21 protein-coding genes are annotated in these 19,368 nt (G+C 39.0%); 16 read left to right on the forward strand and 5 right to left on the reverse strand.

Translation table 11 applies throughout. From position 1 onward, the window contains the following. Positions 1–3: 3 nt before the first annotated feature. A complete protein-coding gene (locus ACH0CI_RS10220; protein ID WP_335707123.1) occupies positions 4–1,176 on the forward strand; it encodes an iron-containing alcohol dehydrogenase in 1,173 nt (390 codons plus the stop codon). Between the two features lie 36 nt (positions 1,177–1,212). On the opposite strand, the gene ACH0CI_RS10225 is transcribed toward ACH0CI_RS10220, so the two are convergent. After that, on the reverse strand, positions 1,213–1,545 hold the full coding sequence (locus ACH0CI_RS10225) for a hypothetical protein (protein ID WP_033579345.1): 333 nt from the start codon (positions 1,543–1,545) through the stop codon (positions 1,213–1,215). A gap of 198 nt (positions 1,546–1,743) precedes the next feature. On the opposite strand from ACH0CI_RS10225, the gene ACH0CI_RS10230 reads away from it, so the two are divergent. The 7 genes from ACH0CI_RS10230 (at position 1,744) to ACH0CI_RS10260 (ending at position 8,279) form a co-directional block, all read left to right on the forward strand. Continuing rightward, positions 1,744–2,781 carry an EAL domain-containing protein gene (locus ACH0CI_RS10230; RefSeq protein WP_406901354.1) on the forward strand — a complete coding sequence of 346 codons (1,038 nt, stop codon included), beginning with the start codon at positions 1,744–1,746 and terminating at the stop codon, positions 2,779–2,781. A gap of 172 nt (positions 2,782–2,953) precedes the next feature. Continuing rightward, positions 2,954–4,198, forward strand: coding sequence for a YeeE/YedE family protein (locus ACH0CI_RS10235; RefSeq protein WP_406901355.1), 1,245 nt, complete (start codon positions 2,954–2,956; stop codon positions 4,196–4,198). Between the two features lie 313 nt (positions 4,199–4,511). Next, the gene (locus ACH0CI_RS10240; RefSeq protein ID WP_406901356.1) at positions 4,512–5,618 is read left to right on the forward strand and encodes a CapA family protein; all 1,107 of its coding nucleotides are present in this window, start codon (positions 4,512–4,514) and stop codon (positions 5,616–5,618) included. A 93-nt stretch (positions 5,619–5,711) separates the two neighbouring features. Continuing rightward, positions 5,712–5,897, forward strand: coding sequence for a DUF4083 family protein (locus ACH0CI_RS10245; protein ID WP_328244906.1), 186 nt, complete (start codon positions 5,712–5,714; stop codon positions 5,895–5,897). Positions 5,898–5,997: 100 nt separating this feature from the next. Next, positions 5,998–6,246, forward strand: coding sequence for a hypothetical protein (locus ACH0CI_RS10250; RefSeq protein WP_406901357.1), 249 nt, complete (start codon positions 5,998–6,000; stop codon positions 6,244–6,246). A gap of 88 nt (positions 6,247–6,334) precedes the next feature. Beyond that, positions 6,335–6,820 (forward strand): GNAT family N-acetyltransferase, encoded by a 486-nt coding sequence (locus ACH0CI_RS10255; RefSeq protein ID WP_028412945.1) that lies wholly within the window; start codon positions 6,335–6,337, stop codon positions 6,818–6,820. Positions 6,821–6,947: 127 nt separating this feature from the next. Continuing rightward, positions 6,948–8,279 carry a TIGR00366 family protein gene (locus ACH0CI_RS10260; RefSeq protein ID WP_406901358.1) on the forward strand — a complete coding sequence of 444 codons (1,332 nt, stop codon included), beginning with the start codon at positions 6,948–6,950 and terminating at the stop codon, positions 8,277–8,279. Between the two features lie 70 nt (positions 8,280–8,349). On the opposite strand, the gene ACH0CI_RS10265 is transcribed toward ACH0CI_RS10260, so the two are convergent. Next, on the reverse strand, positions 8,350–9,189 hold the full coding sequence (locus tag ACH0CI_RS10265; protein ID WP_406901359.1) for an SDR family oxidoreductase: 840 nt from the start codon (positions 9,187–9,189) through the stop codon (positions 8,350–8,352). A gap of 230 nt (positions 9,190–9,419) precedes the next feature. On the opposite strand from ACH0CI_RS10265, the gene ACH0CI_RS10270 reads away from it, so the two are divergent. The 5 genes from ACH0CI_RS10270 (at position 9,420) to ACH0CI_RS10290 (ending at position 14,386) form a co-directional block, all read left to right on the forward strand. Further along, on the forward strand, positions 9,420–10,382 hold the full coding sequence (locus ACH0CI_RS10270; RefSeq protein ID WP_013057494.1) for a carbohydrate ABC transporter permease: 963 nt from the start codon (positions 9,420–9,422) through the stop codon (positions 10,380–10,382). Then, positions 10,382–11,209, forward strand: a complete 828-nt coding sequence (locus tag ACH0CI_RS10275) for a carbohydrate ABC transporter permease (protein ID WP_406901360.1) — start codon at positions 10,382–10,384, stop codon at positions 11,207–11,209. Before ACH0CI_RS10270 ends, ACH0CI_RS10275 begins: the two co-directional genes overlap by 1 nt. 70 nt (positions 11,210–11,279) lie before the next feature. After that, positions 11,280–12,563 carry an ABC transporter substrate-binding protein gene (locus ACH0CI_RS10280; protein WP_406901361.1) on the forward strand — a complete coding sequence of 428 codons (1,284 nt, stop codon included), beginning with the start codon at positions 11,280–11,282 and terminating at the stop codon, positions 12,561–12,563. Positions 12,564–12,738: 175 nt separating this feature from the next. Next, positions 12,739–14,052 carry a suppressor of fused domain protein gene (locus tag ACH0CI_RS10285; protein WP_406901362.1) on the forward strand — a complete coding sequence of 438 codons (1,314 nt, stop codon included), beginning with the start codon at positions 12,739–12,741 and terminating at the stop codon, positions 14,050–14,052. A gap of 133 nt (positions 14,053–14,185) precedes the next feature. Next, entirely contained in the window at positions 14,186–14,386 is a 201-nt protein-coding gene (locus ACH0CI_RS10290; protein WP_176343894.1) for a hypothetical protein, read from the forward strand. A gap of 63 nt (positions 14,387–14,449) precedes the next feature. On the opposite strand, the gene ACH0CI_RS10295 is transcribed toward ACH0CI_RS10290, so the two are convergent. Beyond that, positions 14,450–14,773, reverse strand: coding sequence for a YnfA family protein (locus ACH0CI_RS10295; RefSeq protein WP_098622552.1), 324 nt, complete (start codon positions 14,771–14,773; stop codon positions 14,450–14,452). Between the two features lie 307 nt (positions 14,774–15,080). Between ACH0CI_RS10295 and ACH0CI_RS10300 the strand changes: the two genes are divergently transcribed. Beyond that, a complete protein-coding gene (locus ACH0CI_RS10300; RefSeq protein ID WP_335707115.1) occupies positions 15,081–16,067 on the forward strand; it encodes an MBL fold metallo-hydrolase in 987 nt (328 codons plus the stop codon). Between the two features lie 41 nt (positions 16,068–16,108). On the opposite strand, the gene htpX is transcribed toward ACH0CI_RS10300, so the two are convergent. Beyond that, on the reverse strand, positions 16,109–16,981 hold the full coding sequence (gene htpX / locus ACH0CI_RS10305) for a protease HtpX (protein ID WP_335707114.1): 873 nt from the start codon (positions 16,979–16,981) through the stop codon (positions 16,109–16,111). Positions 16,982–17,232: 251 nt separating this feature from the next. Between htpX and ACH0CI_RS10310 the strand changes: the two genes are divergently transcribed. Together ACH0CI_RS10310 and ACH0CI_RS10315 are read left to right on the forward strand one after the other, a co-directional pair. After that, positions 17,233–17,571, forward strand: coding sequence for a PadR family transcriptional regulator (locus ACH0CI_RS10310; RefSeq protein WP_028408974.1), 339 nt, complete (start codon positions 17,233–17,235; stop codon positions 17,569–17,571). Further along, complete coding sequence (locus ACH0CI_RS10315; RefSeq protein WP_251446826.1) at positions 17,561–18,238, forward strand: DUF1129 family protein; 678 nt, start codon at positions 17,561–17,563, stop codon at positions 18,236–18,238. Before ACH0CI_RS10310 ends, ACH0CI_RS10315 begins: the two co-directional genes overlap by 11 nt. Before the next feature lie 172 nt (positions 18,239–18,410). On the opposite strand, the gene plsY is transcribed toward ACH0CI_RS10315, so the two are convergent. Further along, entirely contained in the window at positions 18,411–18,998 is a 588-nt protein-coding gene (plsY, locus tag ACH0CI_RS10320) for a glycerol-3-phosphate 1-O-acyltransferase PlsY (protein WP_063247784.1), read from the reverse strand. Between the last annotated feature and the right edge of the window lie 370 nt (positions 18,999–19,368).

Raw genomic sequence — 19,368 nt, forward strand, 5'->3', positions numbered from 1 at the left:
AACATGAATATATTTTTGCAGCACAATCCTACCAAATTATACTTTGGAAAAAATCAAATTACGAAGCTATCGCAAGAGCTTGCTTCTTATCATAAACAAGTAAACGTTCTGTTAGTATACGGAGGAGGAAGCATCAAACGAAATGGCGTATACGACGAAGTGAAAGCTGAACTTCAGTCTATTAACGCAGTTGTTCACGAGCTGTCTGGTGTAGAACCGAACCCTCGTTTGACTACGGTTGCTAAAGGCGTTGACATATGTAAAAAAGAAAAAATTGATTTTCTCTTAGCCGTTGGGGGAGGAAGTGTGATCGATTGTACAAAAGCTATTGCAGCTGGAGCCGTGTATGAAGGAAATACATGGGATTTAATTACACGTAAAAAAGAGATTACAGATGCGCTTCCTTTTGGAACGGTATTAACACTTGCAGCAACAGGATCTGAAATGAATTCAACTTCTGTTATTACAAATTGGGAAACAAAAGAAAAGCTAGGTTGGACGTCTTCTCACGTATTTCCCGTCTTTTCTATCTTAGATCCGGCGTACACATTTTCAGTGCCGCGCGATCAAACCGTCTATGGAATTGTTGATAGTATGTCGCATGCGCTTGAACACTATTTTCATCGCACGGAAAATACGCCGATGATCGACGGCTTTATTGAATCATTGCTAAGAACGGCTGTACAAGAAGGTCCTAAGCTTCTTACAAACCTGACTTCTTATCAGTATCGTGAAACGATGATGTATATCAGCACGACGGCATTTAACGGAAGCTTAGCAAACGGAACGGACGGGGGAGACTGGGCTACTCATCGTATTGAACATGCTTTGTCGGCCGTGTATGATATTCCCCACGGAGGCGGCCTTGCTATCTTGTTCCCTAATTGGCTGGAGCATGTGCTAAAAGAAGATCCTTCTCGTGTAAAACAACTGGCTGTAAACGTATTTGGCATCAACCCAGAAGGAAAAAGCGATGAAGAAACAGCAATGGAAGGGGCAAAAGCGCTTCGCACTTTCTGGAATGACTTAGGAGCCCCGAACAGCTTGCGTGACTATGATATTGATGACTCTGAATTTGATGCGATTGTTGAAAAGACCTTTGTAAAACCAGGTGTTGGTACTTATAAAGAGCTTGATTATGCAAGCGTTCGAGATATTCTAAAAAGATCCAAATAAAAAGACGAGCTGCCTGCTCGTCTTTTTTATATGTACTTAATAATCCATTAGAAAATAAAGAAAGAGAAAAAAGCACAGCAAGATGCAGCCTGCTCCTACCGTTATTTCGGAAAAACCTTGAATAAACGTATTTTTGGGAATGCCTCCTTCATTTTGTAGCTGAAATACGCGTTTTCTTTTGCGCTCATGAACGATTACCAACGAACCAAAAGCAACCGATAATAATGTAAAGAGCGGTACCACAATTAAAAACAGCTTAATAGAATACGCCCAGTACGATATATAGAGCGTATAATACATTGCTCCAGTACTTAAGGCAAAGAGTAGTAAAGAAAATAAAAACCACTTCGTAAAACGGTTTTTGCTCATGTATGGTTCACTTCCTTTTATCAAGTGCGTCTTATGATGTAGACAATAAAACACGTCTATCATTTTACCAAAACTTTTTGATGCATTCTATTTTAAAGGGAAAATAGGGTTTGCAAGTTTCTTAAAAGTGGTATAGTTCTTAAGAACTATCCGTGTATACATACAAAAACTGATGATAAATGAGGGAGAAGATGAGCTATGGGGTGCGACGCGTGTCTGCCAATTAGGACAGGATATACGGTTTCTTTTCAGCAATCGAGGGATGTAAAGAAATTGGAAAAATACTTTAAAGATATTTCTCAAAACCAATGGAAGACTCTTGGAGAAGATATGATCTGGATGAGGGAAGATATATTTTGGGATTTTATGGATTATACTCATCAGCATCTAGACCCTCGGCATGTGCGGGCTGTAGAAGCCAAGCAGCGGAGCCCGTTTGAAAACCTGCGGCGTATGGAGCCAATCACCGCTTTCCAAAAAATGAAAGATGCCTTGTGGATTGATGAGCTGATTGAAGACAAGCGAATTTGCTCGTATTATCAGCCGATTGTATCGGTTGATCATGAATGCGTGCATATCGTTGGCCACGAAATTTTATCAAGAGGATTAGAAGAAGACGGAAGTATTATACCTCCTTTTAAAATGTTTGAAGCTGCTCAAATAAGAAATAAAACCTTCGCTCTTGACCGAGCCTGCCGCTTAGAAGCTGTAAAAAATGCTAGTATTATTGATCATCAGCTGATTTTTATTAACTTTATTCCTACAGCAATATATAACCCTGAGCATTGCTTAGCATCTACATTTACGTTAATTAAAGAATTGAATATAAAGCCCGAGCAAATTGTGTTTGAAGTGATTGAAACGGAGGATGTTCAAGATATTGAGCATTTAAAAAACATTTTGAATTATTATCGCTCCCACGGATTTAAATATGCTTTAGATGACGTAGGAGTTGGCTATAATACGCTGAATCGGCTTTTAGAAGTGGAGCCTGACGTCGTGAAATTGGCATTTGAATTCACAAACGGAGTCAGTAAGAATGAGAAGCAGAAAAAAGTGGCCCAAGAGATGTTAGCTATCACCCATAAAATGGGGGCACAGGCTCTTGCAGAAGGGATAGAAACAGAAGCAGATTTAAAATGCCTGATAGAGATGGGTTATGATTTGTTTCAAGGGTATTATTTTGCAAAGCCTAATCCTAAACCGTTAAAAGAGATTCATTCTATTTACGTTTAGCAGCAAAAAGCAGAAGAACAGAAACTTCTGCTTTTTGTATGAACGAAAGTAAGAATACTCAAAAAATAAACAATTCACTTTCATTTTGCTAAATAGTTTACAGAGAAAGAGAAGTGCTATAAGATGATAAATATTAATTCTTAGTATTTCTATCAGAAAAGGAGTGGATGATGTGGCACAAACGTTGCACTCATCATATAAATCAAAGCCAACTACTGTTGTAACAGAATTAAGCCCTATGCAAAAGCCGTTATTTGCAGGAGGGGTTATAGCAGCGGTTATTTTACTTCTAGCGATTGTGCTAACGACTGATTGGACGCAAGGTGTGTTATTTATTATCGGTCTAGCACTAGGAATGACGCTTCTGTACGCACGTTTTGGCTTTACATCAGCATTTCGCCGACTCGTATCTGTCGGCAACGTTCAAGGCTTGCAAGCGCATATGCTTATGCTAGCGATTGCGTCAACGCTGTTTGCTATTATTTTAAGTACAGGCTTTAGCTTTACAGGGGTAACGCCAAAAGGATATGTTTCACCTGTAGGAGTCAGCGTGATAGTTGGTTCGTTTATGTTTGGAATTGGCATGCAGTTAGGAAATGGATGTGCCTCAGGAACGCTGTATTCGTTAGGCGGTGGCTCTTCTTCCATGATTTTAACGCTTTTAGCCTTTATTATAGGCTCTATGTTCGGGGCGTATCATTTGCCATTTTGGCAAAAACAACCTTCGCTTCCTCCTATTTCATTAGCTGAATCGACAGGCCTTGGTTATTTTGGTGCTTGGATTGTACAGCTTATCGCGTTTGCAGCGATTTACTGGATTACGATTCAAATTGCCAAAAAGAAAAATCCGCCTATGATGAAGCAGCTTCCTACGACAAAAGGATGGAAAAAGATCATTCGCGGCTCTTGGCCTCTATTCACTGCAGCGATTGTACTGGCTGTATTAAATGCATTAACGCTGGCTGTGAGAGGAAATCCTTGGGGTATTACTTCTGCCTTTGCTTTATGGGGCGGAAAAGCAATGATGGCAGCTGGAATAGATGTATCAAGCTGGGGATTTTTCCAAGGTGCAAATGGAGAAGCGCTAACGCAAAGTGTGCTGGCAGACTCTACCAGCGTATTGAATTTTGGGATCATACTAGGCGCTTTCATTTCAGCGACGGCTCAAGGAACGTTCAAACCAGGAAAGATTAAACCTGGCGTTGCAGGAGCAGCTGTTGTTGGAGGCCTTTTAATGGGATATGGTGCGCGTCTTGCTTTTGGCTGTAATATTGGCGCTTACTTTGGCGGCATTGCTTCATTTAGTCTTCACGGATGGGTATGGATGGTTATGGCGATGCTAGGCACAGGCTTAGCACTATTTATCCGCCCGTTATTTGGACTCAAAAATCCTAAATCTAATGATTCGATTTGTTAAGTTTAAATAAAACCTTCTTTGCATGAGCAAAGGAGGTTTTTATTTTAGGTGATGTTTGGAATCGCTCTGCTATTTTGTGAATCACTTGAAGTTTAGTACAGCTCATCGGCTTTCTGCGCATCGTTTCCGCTACTTTTCTCTTAGCTAAAATCTCTTGTTCTAACCCAAAAAGAATATAAAAACTTCCTTTTTTTATAAAAACTTCACTGATTTTGCCGATAAAACAGGAAGATTGTATGTATTTGGCGAAATGTACATTAAACACCATGTCCAAACACAGTTATTAAAACGTAAAAAGGGGTTTTAACGTTACATGAACAAGTATTTAAAAAAAGCTGTTATTTATGGAAGTTTGTGTTTTTTATTGGGAGCGTGCGGAGGAGCAGGAGAACAAACCTCTTCTGAGCCGCAGAAAAAAGAAGAAACAGTAAAGTCTAAAGAAGAAGCTAGTAAAAAAGAGAAAAAAGACGCAATCAATACAACCATTAAAGTTAGCGCAGCAGGAGATTTTACCTTAGGAAACGATGAAAGCTTTGGGTACGATTCTACTTTTAACGACGTAGCAGCAAGAAATGGCCTGCCGTATTTTACGCAAAATGTAAAATCGATCTTTGAGCAAGATGACTTAACAACGGTTAATTTAGAAACAACGCTGACAACTGCGACGGAAAAAGCAAGTAAAACATTTCGTTTTAAAGGTGATCCTTCGTTTGTAAATATTTTAAAACAAGGAAGTATTGAAACCGTTAACTTAGCTAATAATCATACTCGTGATTATTTACAGCAAGGATATGATGATACACGAGAAAACTTAAAGAAAAGCGGAATAGGCTATTTTGGCTATGAAGATACATATATCACAACGGTAAAAGGAGTCAAAGTAGGATTGCTTGGATATCCGGGCTGGGATGACACAAAAGAAGTAAGAAGTCAGATTAAAGATGGAATTAAGTCTTTAAAAGAGAAAGGCGCCAAAATTATCATTGTGCATTTCCACTGGGGATCTGAACGACACTATGTTCCTGATGCAGCGCAGCAGGCATTGGCAAAGTATACAATTGATAACGGAGCAGATTTAATTTTAGGTCATCACCCTCACGTTGTTCAAGGAATTGAAGAGTACAAAAATAAATTTATTGTCTATAGCTTAGGAAACTTTATGTTTGGCGGAAACAAAAACCCAAGTGATAAGGACACATTTGTATTTCAGCAGACGTTTACGATTAAAGATGGAAAGCTAACGACAAACAAAGACATCAATGTGATTCCATTCCGCATTTCTTCCACAACGGCGCGAAACGACTACCGACCTACGCCTTTAACAGGAGCAGAAAAGGACCGGGTGAAAAATAAACTGATTGATGTTTCCAATCAAATCAAACAGGGAAAGTGGACGGTTTACGACGAAGATAGTAAATGAAGCTCTCGGTAGTGAGGGCTTTTTTTTATAAAATAAAGCGATATACATCCAAATAAATGATATAATGTAAAAAAATAGATTAAAGGTGGAACTATGGTTAATATAGGTGATATTATTTTTCAAATTCTTATGCTGCTGATCCTTATAGGAGGAGCAGGGATAATTATTGCATTTATTATAGGCTTAAAAAGGTTGATTCAAAAGCAGGGGGCAAATGAAAAAAGGCTTCAGAGAATGGAGCAAAAGTTAGATGATATGCTGAAAAATAAAGAGTCATGACTATACAGAAGCACTGTTAACACATCAGTGCTTCTGAACTTGACATTTTATAAAAAAGCAGTAAGATATGTATACATCGTTTATATAGGGAGGAAGTTACATGGCAAAGTCAAAAGCAAAAAAAATGCGTGATAAAATGACGCGTGAAGGAAAACGAAATCCAGAATTAAACCGCAGCCTGTTTATATTTGCAGACATGGAAACGCGCAAAACCAAAACAAAGAAGGAAAAACTTCAGCATCAGCATACAAAACATAAAAAACGATTATCAGACGGAGCGTACAGTACCGGAGATGATCGTTTTTTATTGCGTTTCAGACATCTACAAAATGAAAAAAGAGCTTTTTGACTATCTATCTTCACTTTGCCTCAAACATTTTTACTGTAAACTTTCACAAAAAACCCTTATGATAGGAAAAGAAGGAGATGAACTAAGAATGCTTACGATTGAAAAAGTACCTAAAAGCCAAGCGGGCGTTTTGCAAAATTTGTATTCTCTTTATCTCCATGATTTATCTGCGTATACACCTTCTTTAGATATTCGCGAAGATGGAGCTTTTCATTTTGAAGAGCTGCCCTTGTTTTGGAAAGTAGAAGGCCTCTCGCCATACTTTATTAAAGTAGATGATAAGCTGACGGGCTTTTTTTTACTTCTTGAACAGCCCGCACTTCAGCAAGAAGCAGATTACTGCATCAATGATTTTTTTATCTTAAACAAATACCGAAAGCAGGGTATTGCTTCTGAAACGGTAAAAGACATTTTCTCTCATCGAAAAGGAACGTATATGATTATTGAGCTTGCAGGCAATAAGCGGGCTATTTCATTTTGGAAACATATTTATGAAAGCTTACATATTTCCTTTCAAGAAAAGAAAATTGAACTTGACGGAGAGCCAACTCTTATTCAAACGTTTAGTGTGTAAAACCTTTCTGGAAAACAGAAGGGTTTTTTATTTAAACTAAATATTAACAATTTTCAACAAATTATGTATAATTAAAGATGCTTGTCGACATTCATTCACAGGAGCATTCCTGTAAAGGAGGAGTAAAATGAAAGCGTTATCTAATTTCTTCACGGCGCTTGTTCAGCGCTTTTTACCTGATCCGTTTGTATTTGCTTTAATCCTGACGCTGATTTTATTTGTATCAGGTATTGTTTTTACTCCTCACGGGCCGATTGAGATGGTTCAGTTTTGGGGAAGCGGCTTTTGGAATCTTCTTGCATTTGCGATGCAAATGAGCTTAGTGCTTGTCACAGGACATGCGCTTGCTAGCTCGCCGCTTGTAAAGAAGTGGCTTGTGAACATAGCACTGTTAGCCAAAACTCCGGCGCAAGGGGTAATTCTGGTCACGCTCGGCGCAGCTATGGCTTGTATGATTAACTGGGGGTTTGGCTTAATTGTAGGGGCGCTGTTTGCGAAAGAAGTAGCGAAGCGTGTGCCGGGGTCTGATTATCGATTTTTAATTGCCTGTGCTTACATAGGTTTTTTAACATGGCACGGAGGCTTGTCAGGTTCGATTCCTCTTGTCGCTGCTACACCTGGAAACCCAATGGAAAAAGCGGCTGGACTTATTCCGCTGTCAGACACGATTTTTACAGGGTACAACTTATTTATTACTCTCGGATTATTAATTGTCCTTCCTATTATGACAAGACTGATGATGCCGACGGGAAAAGAAGTGGTAGAAATTGATCCAAGACTTTTGGCAGAAGATGAAATGGCTCCGGCTACAGTTGTTGAGACAACTTCTTCTAAGCCAACATTTGCTGTACGCATGGAAAACAGCAGGTTTTTAAGTCTAACAATTGCACTTCTTGGGTATTCATATTTAATTTATTATTTTGCTACAAACGGTTTTAAAATGGATATCAACACAGTGAATTTATTGTTTTTTACGACGGGTATTTTACTTCACCGCACGCCTTTATCCTATATGAATGCCGTTTCCAATGCTGCGAAAGGAACCGCTGGGATTGTGATTCAGTTTCCGTTTTATGCAGGTATACAAGGCATGATGGAGCTATCAGGCTTGGGCGGGAAGCTAACGAACGCATTTATCTCGATTTCAAATGAAACGACATTTCCGTTTCTTGCGTTTTTAAGTTCTGGCGTTGTGAACTTTTTTGTTCCGTCAGGAGGAGGACACTGGGTTGTACAAGGACCTTTTATTATGCCGGCAGCTGAACAGCTCGGCGTAGATCCGGGAGTCGCTGCGATGGCCATTGCTTACGGAGAAGCATGGATGAATATGGCGCAGCCGTTTTGGGCACTACCTGCACTAGCTATCGCAGGGCTCGGAGCACGCGATATAATGGGCTACTGCGTGACGACCTTAATTGTATCAGGCTTTATTTTTGCTATAGGACTAACGTTTTTTTAATACGAAAAGGTCAGCTGAAAAGCTGACCTTTTTTCATTACTTTTTTCTTTCCCAAGCGTATCTATCTACTTTATAAACCAACTTCGCGCGCACTCCAGTCCCAAAATTCTTCTGCAAGCCGTCCATTTTTTGCTCTTGAAGAAGGAGGAGTCACGCGTTTTTTATAAAAATAAGCGCCGCTAATATGCGTCACTTCAGGACTGTCTGCTAAATAAATAGCTGTTTCGGCACCTTGAAGAGGCGTTAAAAAGAAAGGGCGAAGCACGGCGTGAACGCTTTTTCCAAAACCCGTTTGACGATTAACGCCGATAGCGGTAGACACGGCTCCGGGGTGAAGGCAATTTACGGTTACAGAGGTGTCTTTTAACTTTTTACTTAAATGAACCGTAAATAAGTTATTTGCTAATTTAGACTGAGAGTATCCTCGCCATATTCCGAATCCCGTTGTTAAATGAGGGTTGGTGAGGTCTATTTTTCCCGCTTTATGAGCACCGGAGCCAACGTTTATAATGCGTCCCTGTTGAGCTTTTTTCAGCGGATCTAAAAGCAAATTAGTTAATAAAAAGTGACCCAAATGATTGACACCAAGCATCATTTCAAATCCGTCTTGTGTTATTTCCCGCTTAATTGTCACGACGCCCGCGTTATTAATCAGCACATCAAGTACACTGTAGCGAGACGTAAAGTCTTCACTGAAAGCCCGGATACTGTCAAGAGAACCTAGGTCACAGGTCATAAGAGATATGGAATCCGATCCGCTTTGGCGCTTAGCTTCTTCTAAAGCGGCATTTCCTCTTTCTTCATTTCGGCATATCATAATGACTTCGAATCCTTTTTTAGCTAGTTCAATCGTTGTGGCCAGCCCCATTCCTGAATTGGCACCTGTAATTAGCGCTCGTTTTGCTGTCATGCGTATGTTCCTCCCAACTACATCTTTTTTCTAGTGTATAAGATAAGAAGATATGTCGTCCACTTCTAGCTTTTTCTTTTATTTCTTTCATGCTTTAGAAAAGTATGTAAAATGTGCACAGGGGAGAAAATGTTGCACAAAGGTCAATATTTTACACCCTACTCGTCAATTAAAGCGGTTTCATAAATAGCGGATTTCGCTAAAATAAGACATAGGGAGGTGCTAGTAAGATGAATAGCCAAAGTAAATTACAGGAGACAGAATATGTTCCTTTAGAGCAAGAACTTAAAAGAGAACCATCCATTAATACGAAAAAACGTAAAAATTTGAAAAATGTAGGTTTATTTGCTCTATTTGTAGGACCCGCACTTTTAGCGTTTTGTGTGATTGTACTTATACCATTTTTTACAGGGATTTATTACTCATTTACAGACTGGAACGGAGTAAACGGCACGATTAACTGGGTGGGGCTTGATAACTTTAAGTACTTGTTCACCGAAGATAAGCAGTTTCAGCAGTCGTTTTGGATCACAACAAAATATACGGTCGTTGCGATTATCTTAACGAATGTGGTTGGGTTCGTGTTAGCAATCCTTGTTACTCAAATGTTAAAAACACGAAACATTTTACGTACGGTTTTCTTTATGCCGAATTTAATTGGCGGACTTTTACTAGGATTTGTATGGCAGTTCATTTTCGTAAAAGGATTTGCATCTATCGGACAAATCACGGGAATCTCGCTTTTTGAACTTCCTTGGTTGGGAGACGCAAAAACAGCATTTTGGGGCATCGTGATTGTAAGTGTATGGCAAGGAGCAGGTTATATCATGCTTATTTACACAGCAGCACTGCAAAACGTACCGCAAGAGCTGATTGAAGCAGCAAAAATTGACGGAGCAAGCAGATGGCAAATTCTTCGTCACATTACAATTCCAATGGTAGCGCCGGCAGTAACGGTTTGTTTATTCTTAACGATTTCATGGTCATTTAAAGTATTTGATGTCAACTTATCATTAACAAACGGTGGTCCATTCAAATCAACAGAAATGTTAGCGCTTAACATTTATACAGAAGCATTTGTGAATAACAGATACGGTCTAGGTGAAGCAAAAGCCTTAATTTTCTTCATCGTCGTAGCAGCGATTACGATTATTCAAGTAACATACACCAAGAAGAAGGAGGTTGAATCGTAATGGGAAACAAATATACGAGCAAAACCTTTATTGTTGAAATTTTAGCGGTCCTGCTTGGACTGGTGTTCTTGGTTCCCTTTTATTACGTGCTTTCAAACTCACTGAAGTCATTTGCAGAAATTTTATCAAACACATCGGCACTGCCAACAACGATTCAGTTTCAAAACTTTGTTAATGCATTTAACCAAATGAACTACTTAAAAGTGCTTAGCAACTCGCTAATCATTACAGTCATCAGTAACGCAGTTCTAGTCACCTTCTGTTCAATGGCAGCTTACATGCTGGTTCGAACAAAGAAAAAAATCAGCAGCATTATCTTTATGGCATTCGTAGCGGCAATGGTTATTCCATTTCAATCCATCATGATTCCACTTGTAAAAGTAGCAGGAAACTTAAATCTGTTAAACAGCATTTGGGGTATTGTGATCATGTACTTAGGCTTCGGTTCAGGTATGACGATTTTCTTATACCACGGATTTATTAAAGGAATTCCAGTTGAGCTAGAAGAAGCGGCAATCATCGACGGATGCTCACGTCTAGGCGTATTCTGGAGAATTGTATTCCCGTTATTAAAGCCAATTACAGTAACTGTCGTCATCTTAAACAGCCTATGGATTTGGAATGACTTCTTACTTCCGTCTCTTGTTCTGCAAGATCCTGAGCTAAGAACGATTCCGCTTGCGACATTCTTCTTCTTTGGTCAGTATACAAAGCAGTGGGATTTAGCACTAGCAGCACTTGTAATCAGTATTATCCCGCTATTAATCTTCTTCTTTGCAATGCAAAAACACATTGTTAAAGGAATTACAAGCGGTTCAATTAAATAATAGAAGCGGCAACAGGGCTGGTTTTGAGGCTGAGGCATCAAAACCAGCAGCAAATAGGGAGGAACAGAAAATGGCATTCAAAATGAAAAAATGGCCTTTAGCAGTAGGTGTTTTATCGGCTACGCTTTTATTTTCAACCGCATGTTCAAACGAAAGCGCATCTGGTAATAAAAAAAGCGGCGGAGATCAAGTAGTAGTGGATGTATTTCAAGGAAAAGTAGAAATTGCAGACCAGCTAAAAGCTCTAACTGATCAATATACAAAAGAACATCCAAATGTGAAGTTCAATATCCAAACGGTTGGTGGAGGAGCTGACGGTGCAGCAGCTTTAAAAGCGCAGTTTGCGTCGGGAAATGCACCTGACCTTTTCACAAACGGCGGATATCAAGAGGCAAAAACGTGGAAAAATAAATTAGAAGATTTATCGGATCAGCCTTGGATTGATGATGCGTACGAAAACACACTTACTCCAATGACGATGGACGGTAAAGTATATGGACAGCCGATCAGTCTTGAAGGCTATGGATTTACATATAACAAAAAACTGTTCAAAAAAGCAGGCATTAAAGAACTTCCAAAAACATATTCGGAATTAGAAGCAGCGGCTAAAAACCTAAAAGCTGCCGGTATTACGCCATTTTCTATCGGCTACGGCGAGTGGTGGGTGCTTGGAAACCACGGCTTAAACATTCCATTTGCCAGTCAAAAAGATCCGGATGCATTTATTAAAGGATTAAATGATGGCAGTACGAAAATTGCAGGAAACGAGCAGTTCAAACAGTATGTAAAGCTGCTTGATTTAACAGTGAAATATGGAAACAAAAATCCGTTAACGACGGACTATAACACGCAAGTAACGAAATTTGCGAACGGTGAAGCAGCGATGATTCAGCAAGGAAACTGGATTCAGCCAATGCTTGATAAAATTACGCCGAACATGGATGTAGGGATTCTACCTATGCCGCTAAGCGACGATGCAGCTGCATCTGACAAGCTTGCAATTGACGTTCCAAGCAACTGGGTTATTCACAAACAAGCACCAGCGGCAGATAAAAAAGCAGCAAAAGACTTCTTAAACTGGATGGTTACATCTAAAGAAGGTCAAAAAGCGCTAGTAGAAGACTTCAAGTACATTCCAGCCTTTAAGTCAATCGAAGCAAAAGACATCGGACCTTTAGGTGAAGAACTTCTTAAATACTCTAAGGAGCAAAAAACGCTTCCTTGGGAATGGACAAAATTCCCTGAAGGCGTAACGCAAAAATTTGGAGCAGATGTACAAGAATACATCGGCGGCCAAACATCTGAAGATGAGCTATTAAAATCATTAGATAAAAGATGGGCTGAGTTGAAGTAATGGAAAAGACAACCTTTGGGTTGTCTTTTTTTGCAATCAAAAGCCTAATACTTCTAGGTTTGTATCTTTATGGTAGAATTAATTGTGCATAAAAGGTTATATATTCCTATTCGGATAGAACAGTGGAAATTTTATAATGGATACACTTCCTATATAGAAACTAGAGGTGTTGTTTATGAAAATATGGAAATTAAGTACAAGTTTAGAAAGTGAGCAAATAGCCGCTGCTAACAAGGAAGATGACGAAACACTATTTAAAAATCTGCTGCAGCAAGGAGAGTATCTACATAGTAAAACAAATCTTCCAGTTGAAACATATGAAAAAGGAGAGTTAAATAACCTTTTAACTTATAAAGGTTTTGCAACTCCTCCAATTATCGATGGATATGCTGTTCAGAGCTTAGAAAAACTAATTTCTGAGTTTGTAGAATTTGTTCCTCTTACTCACCCTGAATACAAGTGCTACGCTGTTAATATTGTTAATGTGATAAACGAATGTGTGAACTATTCAGAATCAATACCTGATGATTTTGGAGGATTTGACAAGCTATCCTTTATAGAGGATAAGGTAAAGAGACAGCCAATTTTTCGAATAAAGTATACCGAACATAGTCTAGGAGATTTTCCTATTATCTCTCCAGAAATTTATGTTTCTGATGCATTTCGAGAGGTAGTGTTTGAGAACAGGCTAACCGGTTTTACTTTCTATGAAGTATGGTCATCACAGGAAGCAGAAGCTTCAGTTGAAGAGTTAAATCAATTTGTTCGGGAATCGCTCGATGAGGATGTGGAAGCTCACTTACAATCATATTATGGGCCAATTATCCGCCGTGTTGAAGCAGAATCAGCTGAGGTGACAGAGGCAGGTTTTTATGAAATGGCTCCTACAGAATCAGTGCCGTTTTATACGGTCGCAACACATGGTTATAGTACGCTTCGCCTGCCGGCACCCCCTGGATTAGACAGCGCGTACGTTGAACTGGTGATGCATGCAGATCAAGATCCGTTTGAAGATGAAAAGTACAGCTGGATTCCTCAAGTCATGCATCAAGTAGGAAGCTTTGCAGTTAACAATATGAATTGGATTGGTCAGTGGATGGTGTTTCCAAATCAAGAGCTGGATCGCTACGTGGATACCTATGAACGAACGTTAACAGGTGAAAAAGTGAAGCTGCCATTACACGTTCAACCGTATTCACCAGAAAGCGGCTTTTGTGGTGTTATGGTCGTGCCTCCTTTGCCGCAGTGCCAAGAGGCATTTATGATGCCGTATCTTGAAAACGGAAAAGAAACCCACGGAGAGTGGCCAGTCTATTTCCATACGCTTCTCCCTTTGTATGAAGAAGAAATGGAGTACTATTTCCAGCATGGACAAGAAGCTTTGCTAGAAAAGATGATGGAAAATGGTATCGAACACTTATTTAACTTACATAGACCTAATACGTTTAAGGAAAAAAGAAAAGGCTCTTTCGGCAGATTCAACAAGTGATAAATAAAAAGAGGCTGGGAAAAAAGTATGTTAGACGAAGTGAAAAACGAACCATTTATCAACCATGTTGATGAGTAGTTCGTTTTTTTGTTAGGGTAAACGTAGGTTTCACCTGTTTAGATTCTTCTAGCCGTTGATTGGAGGGCAAGACGAAGACTCCTGCGGGAAAAGCGGAACAGCTGAGACCCCGCAGGAGCGTAAGCGACGAGGAGGCTCAGCGTCCGCCCGCGGAAAGCGAAGTCTTGCACGGAAATCAACGGCGGTGTCTCAAGCGGTTCAGCTCATGTCTCTCATTTGTTCGTCTTTAGATTGGATTCAACTCGTTATGTCCTAGCCTCTTTTTATTTTGCTTCTTCTTACAAAAAGGGAGAAAACGCGCTCCTTTCTGTGTGATTACTTAACTTCTTGGCCAAAGCATAACCGCTACGCCAATCAGACACACAAGTCCGCCAAGCCAATCGTATGTATCGGGCATTTTTTTATCAACCCACCATGCCCAAAACAGGCTTAAAACAATAAAAATACCGCCGTAAGCTGCATATACACGTCCAAAGTCGGGGAACGACTGCCACGTAGCAATGACGCCGTACAGCACCAAAGCAATACCGCCCAGAAGTCCTAACCAGCTTGATGCTCCTTCGCGCAACCACTGCCAAATCAAATAGCCTCCGCCAATTTCAGCAAGACCTGCTAAGATAAAAAGAAAAATCGCTTTAATCATAACCTATACTCCTTATATCATCATTTCGTCTCTTTATTCTATCTTACTTTTTTCGTTTGATGAACCATTCGTTTGCTTTAAATAAGTACACTGGAAAGCATTCCTTTATCAATTTGTCTTCAAACCTGCTAAACTATTAATAGTATGAGTTTATGTGACTGTTTGTACGAGTGCAAAGAGCTATGTAATGACTGCTGCTCAGAGTACTTTTACAGGTAGACGTTAGCAGGAAATTGACTAATTAAAAGAATAAGACGTTTAACAGTATAAAAAAGTAAAAAGAATGCAGATATAGGGGTTTGGTAAAATGAGTTTAGATCATAAAGTGATACGCATTGAACTGCCTACGCCATTTCCAATTGGACCAGTGAATGTGTTTTTATTAAAAGCAGACAAGTTAACGTTAATTGATGCAGGTATGAAAACCAAAGAAGCGTGGAGCGTTTTTGAAGAGGCGCTTCGTAAAGAAGGATATAAAGTAACAGATATTGAACAAGTTATTCTGACTCACCAGCATCCAGATCACACTGGATTTTTAGAATGGCTGCCGAGTGATATACCGGTTTACGGTCATAAGCTTGTGGAGCCTTGGATTTTCCAAGATGAAGAGTTTGTTCAGCAGCATAATGAGCTATATCGTAATTTCCTTATGGAGTTTGGAGTCAGTGATGATGTAATGGAAGAATGGCTTCGTAAAGCAACGGCTGCAATTCAAGTATATTCACCTAAAGGGCAGAAGCTAACGGGTTATTTAAAAGAAGGCGATACACTTCCGTATGCGAGTGAGTGGGAAGTGATTGAAGCGCCGGGACATTCGTTAAGTCAGCTGATGTTTTACAATCGCAAAGAAAAAGTTGCGTTTGGCGGAGATCATATTTTGCCAAAAGTACCGTCAAACCCGTATTTAGAGCCAACCATTCAAAATCCTAAGCCAACGCCGCTATTGGACTACTTGGCGTCTCTTGAAAAAACGTTGAACTACGACATTGATTTGATTTATAGCGGACATGGTGAACCGCTTAGTGACATTCATTCTTTAATTATGGAACGTATTCAAAAGCAGCATAAATGGGCGCTGCGCGTGTTACAAGCGATGGGGCAAGGAAAGAAAACAACGCTTGAAGTCAGCGCTGCTTTTTTCCCGGATATGTATCAAAAAGCACCTGACTTTATTTTCTCAGAAGTGTACGGCCAGCTTACGTATCTAGAAAAAGAAGGCTACGTGGAATTAACAAAAAATGAAGACGGCGTCTTGCTGTGGGAAGCTGCACGCGTGCTTGCTCCTCAGTCATAACATAAAAAAACAGCTTCCATAAAGAAGCTGGTTTCTTTTGCTTATAGTGAATGCAAGCGCTCAATGCGTTTTTCAAGCGGCGGATGAGTAGAAAATAAGCGTGAGAATTTTTCTTTACCGCTAATTTTAAAAGCGGCAATTGATTTTTGACGGTCATCTACTAATGAAGTAGTATGACGAAGCGATTCTAACGCATAAATCATTTTTTCCTTGCCGCCGAGTTTAGCTGCAAGCTCATCGGCTTTGAATTCACGTCTTCTTGAATGCCAGAAAATAATTGGACTGCTTAAGATACTAAAGAGAATCTCAAATACAATCGATGTAAGGAAATAAACAACCATCGCAAACTCTTCTCGCACGAAGTTTGACACCGCTTTGGCTACTAAACGAGAGAAGAAAATAACGAATGTGTTTAATACTCCTTGCAGTAGCGTAGTTGTGACCATATCACCGCTTTTAATATGCGCTATTTCGTGGGCGATAACGCCGCTGATGGCATCGCGGTCCATTCGTTCAAGCATTCCGCTTGAAACAGCAACAAGCGAGCGTCCTTTACTTGGACCCGTTGCAAACGCGTTAACTTCCGCTGAATGATAAATTCCGACCTGCGGCATTTTTCTTAATCCTGCCACAGATGCAAGTCGGTGCGTTTCTTCTAAAACAAATCGTTCGTATTCACCTTGAGGAGAACGTTCATCAATAACTTGAACACCCATCATCCACTTTGCCATTAAGCGTGACATCATAAGAGAAATAATCGCGCCGCTGAAGCCGGCAATGACGCTAAATGCCAGCAGGCCGCCGTAACCGCCGCTTCCCATATAGCTTTGAACACCTAATAAAGATGTAATCGTTGTGATTGTAATTAATACTAAAATATTAACGAAAATAAACAGTGAAATTCGTTTTAGCACAAGTCTTCCTCCTTTAACTAATACGTGCATGATAGGTATACGGTTAGTGGAGAGGAAAGGTTTCATTTATTTATTCAAATTTACTAAAAAGATTACTATGTTAAGTGGTTTAATAAAAAAAGTAAATAAATGGTTGAATACTTACCATAAATAGGTTATTATGAGTGATGTAAAGCTATCTTGTCTTGCAAGGTAGCTTTACTTTAAAAATGTATCTTGTATAACAAGATAGTGAAAAGGAAGAAATCGATATGTCTTTGAGAAGTCAATTGTTAAAAGGAATTTTAGAAGGGTGTATCTTATCAATCATTCAAAAAGAAACGGTTTATGGCTATGAGCTATCCCAGAAGCTTCAACAATATGGATTAAATGATGTGAGTGAAGGTTCGATTTACCCCATTTTACTACGTCTTCAAAAGGAGGGATTAATAAAGGGAGAAATGAAAGCATCGCCTTCGGGTCCTAAACGAAAGTACTATCATCTTACGGCATCTGGCGAGAGCGCATTATGTGAAATCCAAGAGGAATGGATCAACATTCAAAACCCTGTAAATAAATTGTTGAATAGGAGTTTTTACGATGAACGCTAAGGAGTTAATTAAATTAAATAATAAGAAGCGAAAAGAGCTGACCAAGGAAAATGAAGAGTACTATGATAATATGCTTGTTTACATTCGAACGAGTGTGTCAGTTTCTGAACAGCAGGCTGAAGAGTTATTGATGGAGCTTTTAGATCACCTTATTGACGCACAAGCGGAAGGGAAGCGTGCTGAAGAGGTGTTTGGAGAGAACCTTAAGACGTACTGTGATGAAATGATTAAACAGTTACCTAAAGAACCCTTAAAAAGCACTGCTTTTTTTATAAGCTTTTTATTGTTACAGCTTGCAAGCTTGATGGCTATAGTAAGCGGGATAGGAAATATTGTTGTACATTATGTTAAGGATAGCAGCCAGACTGTTTATATCGGAACGGCAATCGTCACTTTTGTTATTGTTGCAGCTATTATTTCTCTTGATGTTTTTCTGCTTTTGAAATGGATACAAAAATCTGTTTACAAAATTACGAATAAGATTAAGGACTTTTTTCTACTCTTTGTCTTAATTTTTATTTCTCTTGCAGGGATGGTTTTTTTACCAAAGCTTATTCCACCTTTTGGGTATGTAATAGAAGTTGGAGGCTTCTTATATTTAGCAGCTGGTGCCGTAACACTCATCGTTTTAAGGTGGTTAAATAGTAAATATCAAATTACAAAATGAGATATAGGAAGCAGTAAAGTGTATTGTTTACTCTATAATCAAGAGCATTTTTAAAGAAATTTCATAATTTACGTCTATCTTGGGACAAGACGTACTAAAATAATAAAAAAGGTGTTCAACTCATGAACACCTTTTTGGCAACATCATTTAAAGATTACTAACTTTAGTACGCTTAAAAATTAACTTTAGGTTCTGTACCCAATTTAATTCGTTTGAAGTTTTTAATATGCTTCCATGTAATGAAAACAAAAATAACGGCTGCAAATACGATTAGTACAACATCACCTACATAAATTGATGCCAAAAAGGCAACCAATGCGCCAATAGGTGAAGATAAGGATACGTATTTAGAAATTTTGAGAGAAATTAAAAAAGCAAGAATCCCTAGAATGAAAGCTAATGGTGAAAATGCAAGGAATACACCAGCGGCAGTCGCTACAGATTTTCCTCCTTTAAACTTTGCAAAAACCGGATAGCTATGCCCAAGAATAGCAATAAATCCAGGGACAAGCATATGCAAGTGACTATTCATCATAAGCGGTAAACAGACGGCTAGCGAGCCTTTTGCTATATCGCCGATCAATACTATAATACCTGCTTTCTTTCCTAAAGTGCGAAAGGTATTAGTAGCTCCTAAGTTACCGCTTCCGTGCTTACGAACATCGGTTTTGTAAAAGCCCTTTCCAATCACTAAAGCAAAAGGAATTGACCCAATTAAATAAGCTAATAAGATAATTATAGCGTTTGTTAGTACGTTCATTGTTGGCACCTCAAATTGTGTTGTTAGTATTCATTAAAATATAAATGCAGTAAAAGTAGTCTTTTGTATGGCTAAAGGCTTCTAGTTTTTTCGGTGGAGTTTTTGTAAATTCGACTGGCTTTCTAGTGGGACAACCCAATGCTTTTTAGTATGTTAAGATATTTTTGAACTTTTAAACCTTGATACGTATTAGTATAGATTGATATGTCTATTATGAATATGTAAAAAGAAGAAAAGAGGAGAAACGAAAAGGCAAAAACAAAAAACTTGTAATACAATTTTAAAAATATACCATAAATATTTAAAGGTTAAAAGATATTTTGGGTATATTGTAGTGGAAAAAAGCGTTTTGATCATTTTTTTATGAAAA

Source organism: Priestia sp. 179-F W1.4 NHS (assembly GCF_045369295.1).
Lineage (GTDB): Bacteria > Bacillota > Bacilli > Bacillales > Bacillaceae_H > Priestia > Priestia zanthoxyli.

Excerpts from the sequence above, each read along its gene's own strand:
- ACH0CI_RS10220 (WP_335707123.1), top strand. The coding sequence starts at position 4 with ATGAATATATTTTTGCAGCACAATCCTACCAAATTATACTTTGGAAAA.
- ACH0CI_RS10225 (WP_033579345.1), bottom strand. The coding sequence starts at position 1,545 with ATGAGCAAAAACCGTTTTACGAAGTGGTTTTTATTTTCTTTACTACTC.
- ACH0CI_RS10230 (WP_406901354.1), top strand. The coding sequence starts at position 1,744 with ATGGGGTGCGACGCGTGTCTGCCAATTAGGACAGGATATACGGTTTCT.
- ACH0CI_RS10240 (WP_406901356.1), top strand. The coding sequence starts at position 4,512 with ATGAACAAGTATTTAAAAAAAGCTGTTATTTATGGAAGTTTGTGTTTT.
- ACH0CI_RS10245 (WP_328244906.1), top strand. The coding sequence starts at position 5,712 with ATGGTTAATATAGGTGATATTATTTTTCAAATTCTTATGCTGCTGATC.
- ACH0CI_RS10250 (WP_406901357.1), top strand. The coding sequence starts at position 5,998 with ATGGCAAAGTCAAAAGCAAAAAAAATGCGTGATAAAATGACGCGTGAA.
- ACH0CI_RS10255 (WP_028412945.1), top strand. The coding sequence starts at position 6,335 with ATGCTTACGATTGAAAAAGTACCTAAAAGCCAAGCGGGCGTTTTGCAA.
- ACH0CI_RS10260 (WP_406901358.1), top strand. The coding sequence starts at position 6,948 with ATGAAAGCGTTATCTAATTTCTTCACGGCGCTTGTTCAGCGCTTTTTA.
- ACH0CI_RS10265 (WP_406901359.1), bottom strand. The coding sequence starts at position 9,189 with ATGACAGCAAAACGAGCGCTAATTACAGGTGCCAATTCAGGAATGGGG.
- ACH0CI_RS10270 (WP_013057494.1), top strand. The coding sequence starts at position 9,420 with ATGAATAGCCAAAGTAAATTACAGGAGACAGAATATGTTCCTTTAGAG.
- ACH0CI_RS10275 (WP_406901360.1), top strand. The coding sequence starts at position 10,382 with ATGGGAAACAAATATACGAGCAAAACCTTTATTGTTGAAATTTTAGCG.
- ACH0CI_RS10280 (WP_406901361.1), top strand. The coding sequence starts at position 11,280 with ATGGCATTCAAAATGAAAAAATGGCCTTTAGCAGTAGGTGTTTTATCG.
- ACH0CI_RS10285 (WP_406901362.1), top strand. The coding sequence starts at position 12,739 with ATGAAAATATGGAAATTAAGTACAAGTTTAGAAAGTGAGCAAATAGCC.
- ACH0CI_RS10295 (WP_098622552.1), bottom strand. The coding sequence starts at position 14,773 with ATGATTAAAGCGATTTTTCTTTTTATCTTAGCAGGTCTTGCTGAAATT.
- ACH0CI_RS10300 (WP_335707115.1), top strand. The coding sequence starts at position 15,081 with ATGAGTTTAGATCATAAAGTGATACGCATTGAACTGCCTACGCCATTT.
- ACH0CI_RS10310 (WP_028408974.1), top strand. The coding sequence starts at position 17,233 with ATGTCTTTGAGAAGTCAATTGTTAAAAGGAATTTTAGAAGGGTGTATC.
- ACH0CI_RS10315 (WP_251446826.1), top strand. The coding sequence starts at position 17,561 with ATGAACGCTAAGGAGTTAATTAAATTAAATAATAAGAAGCGAAAAGAG.
- plsY (WP_063247784.1), bottom strand. The coding sequence starts at position 18,998 with ATGAACGTACTAACAAACGCTATAATTATCTTATTAGCTTATTTAATT.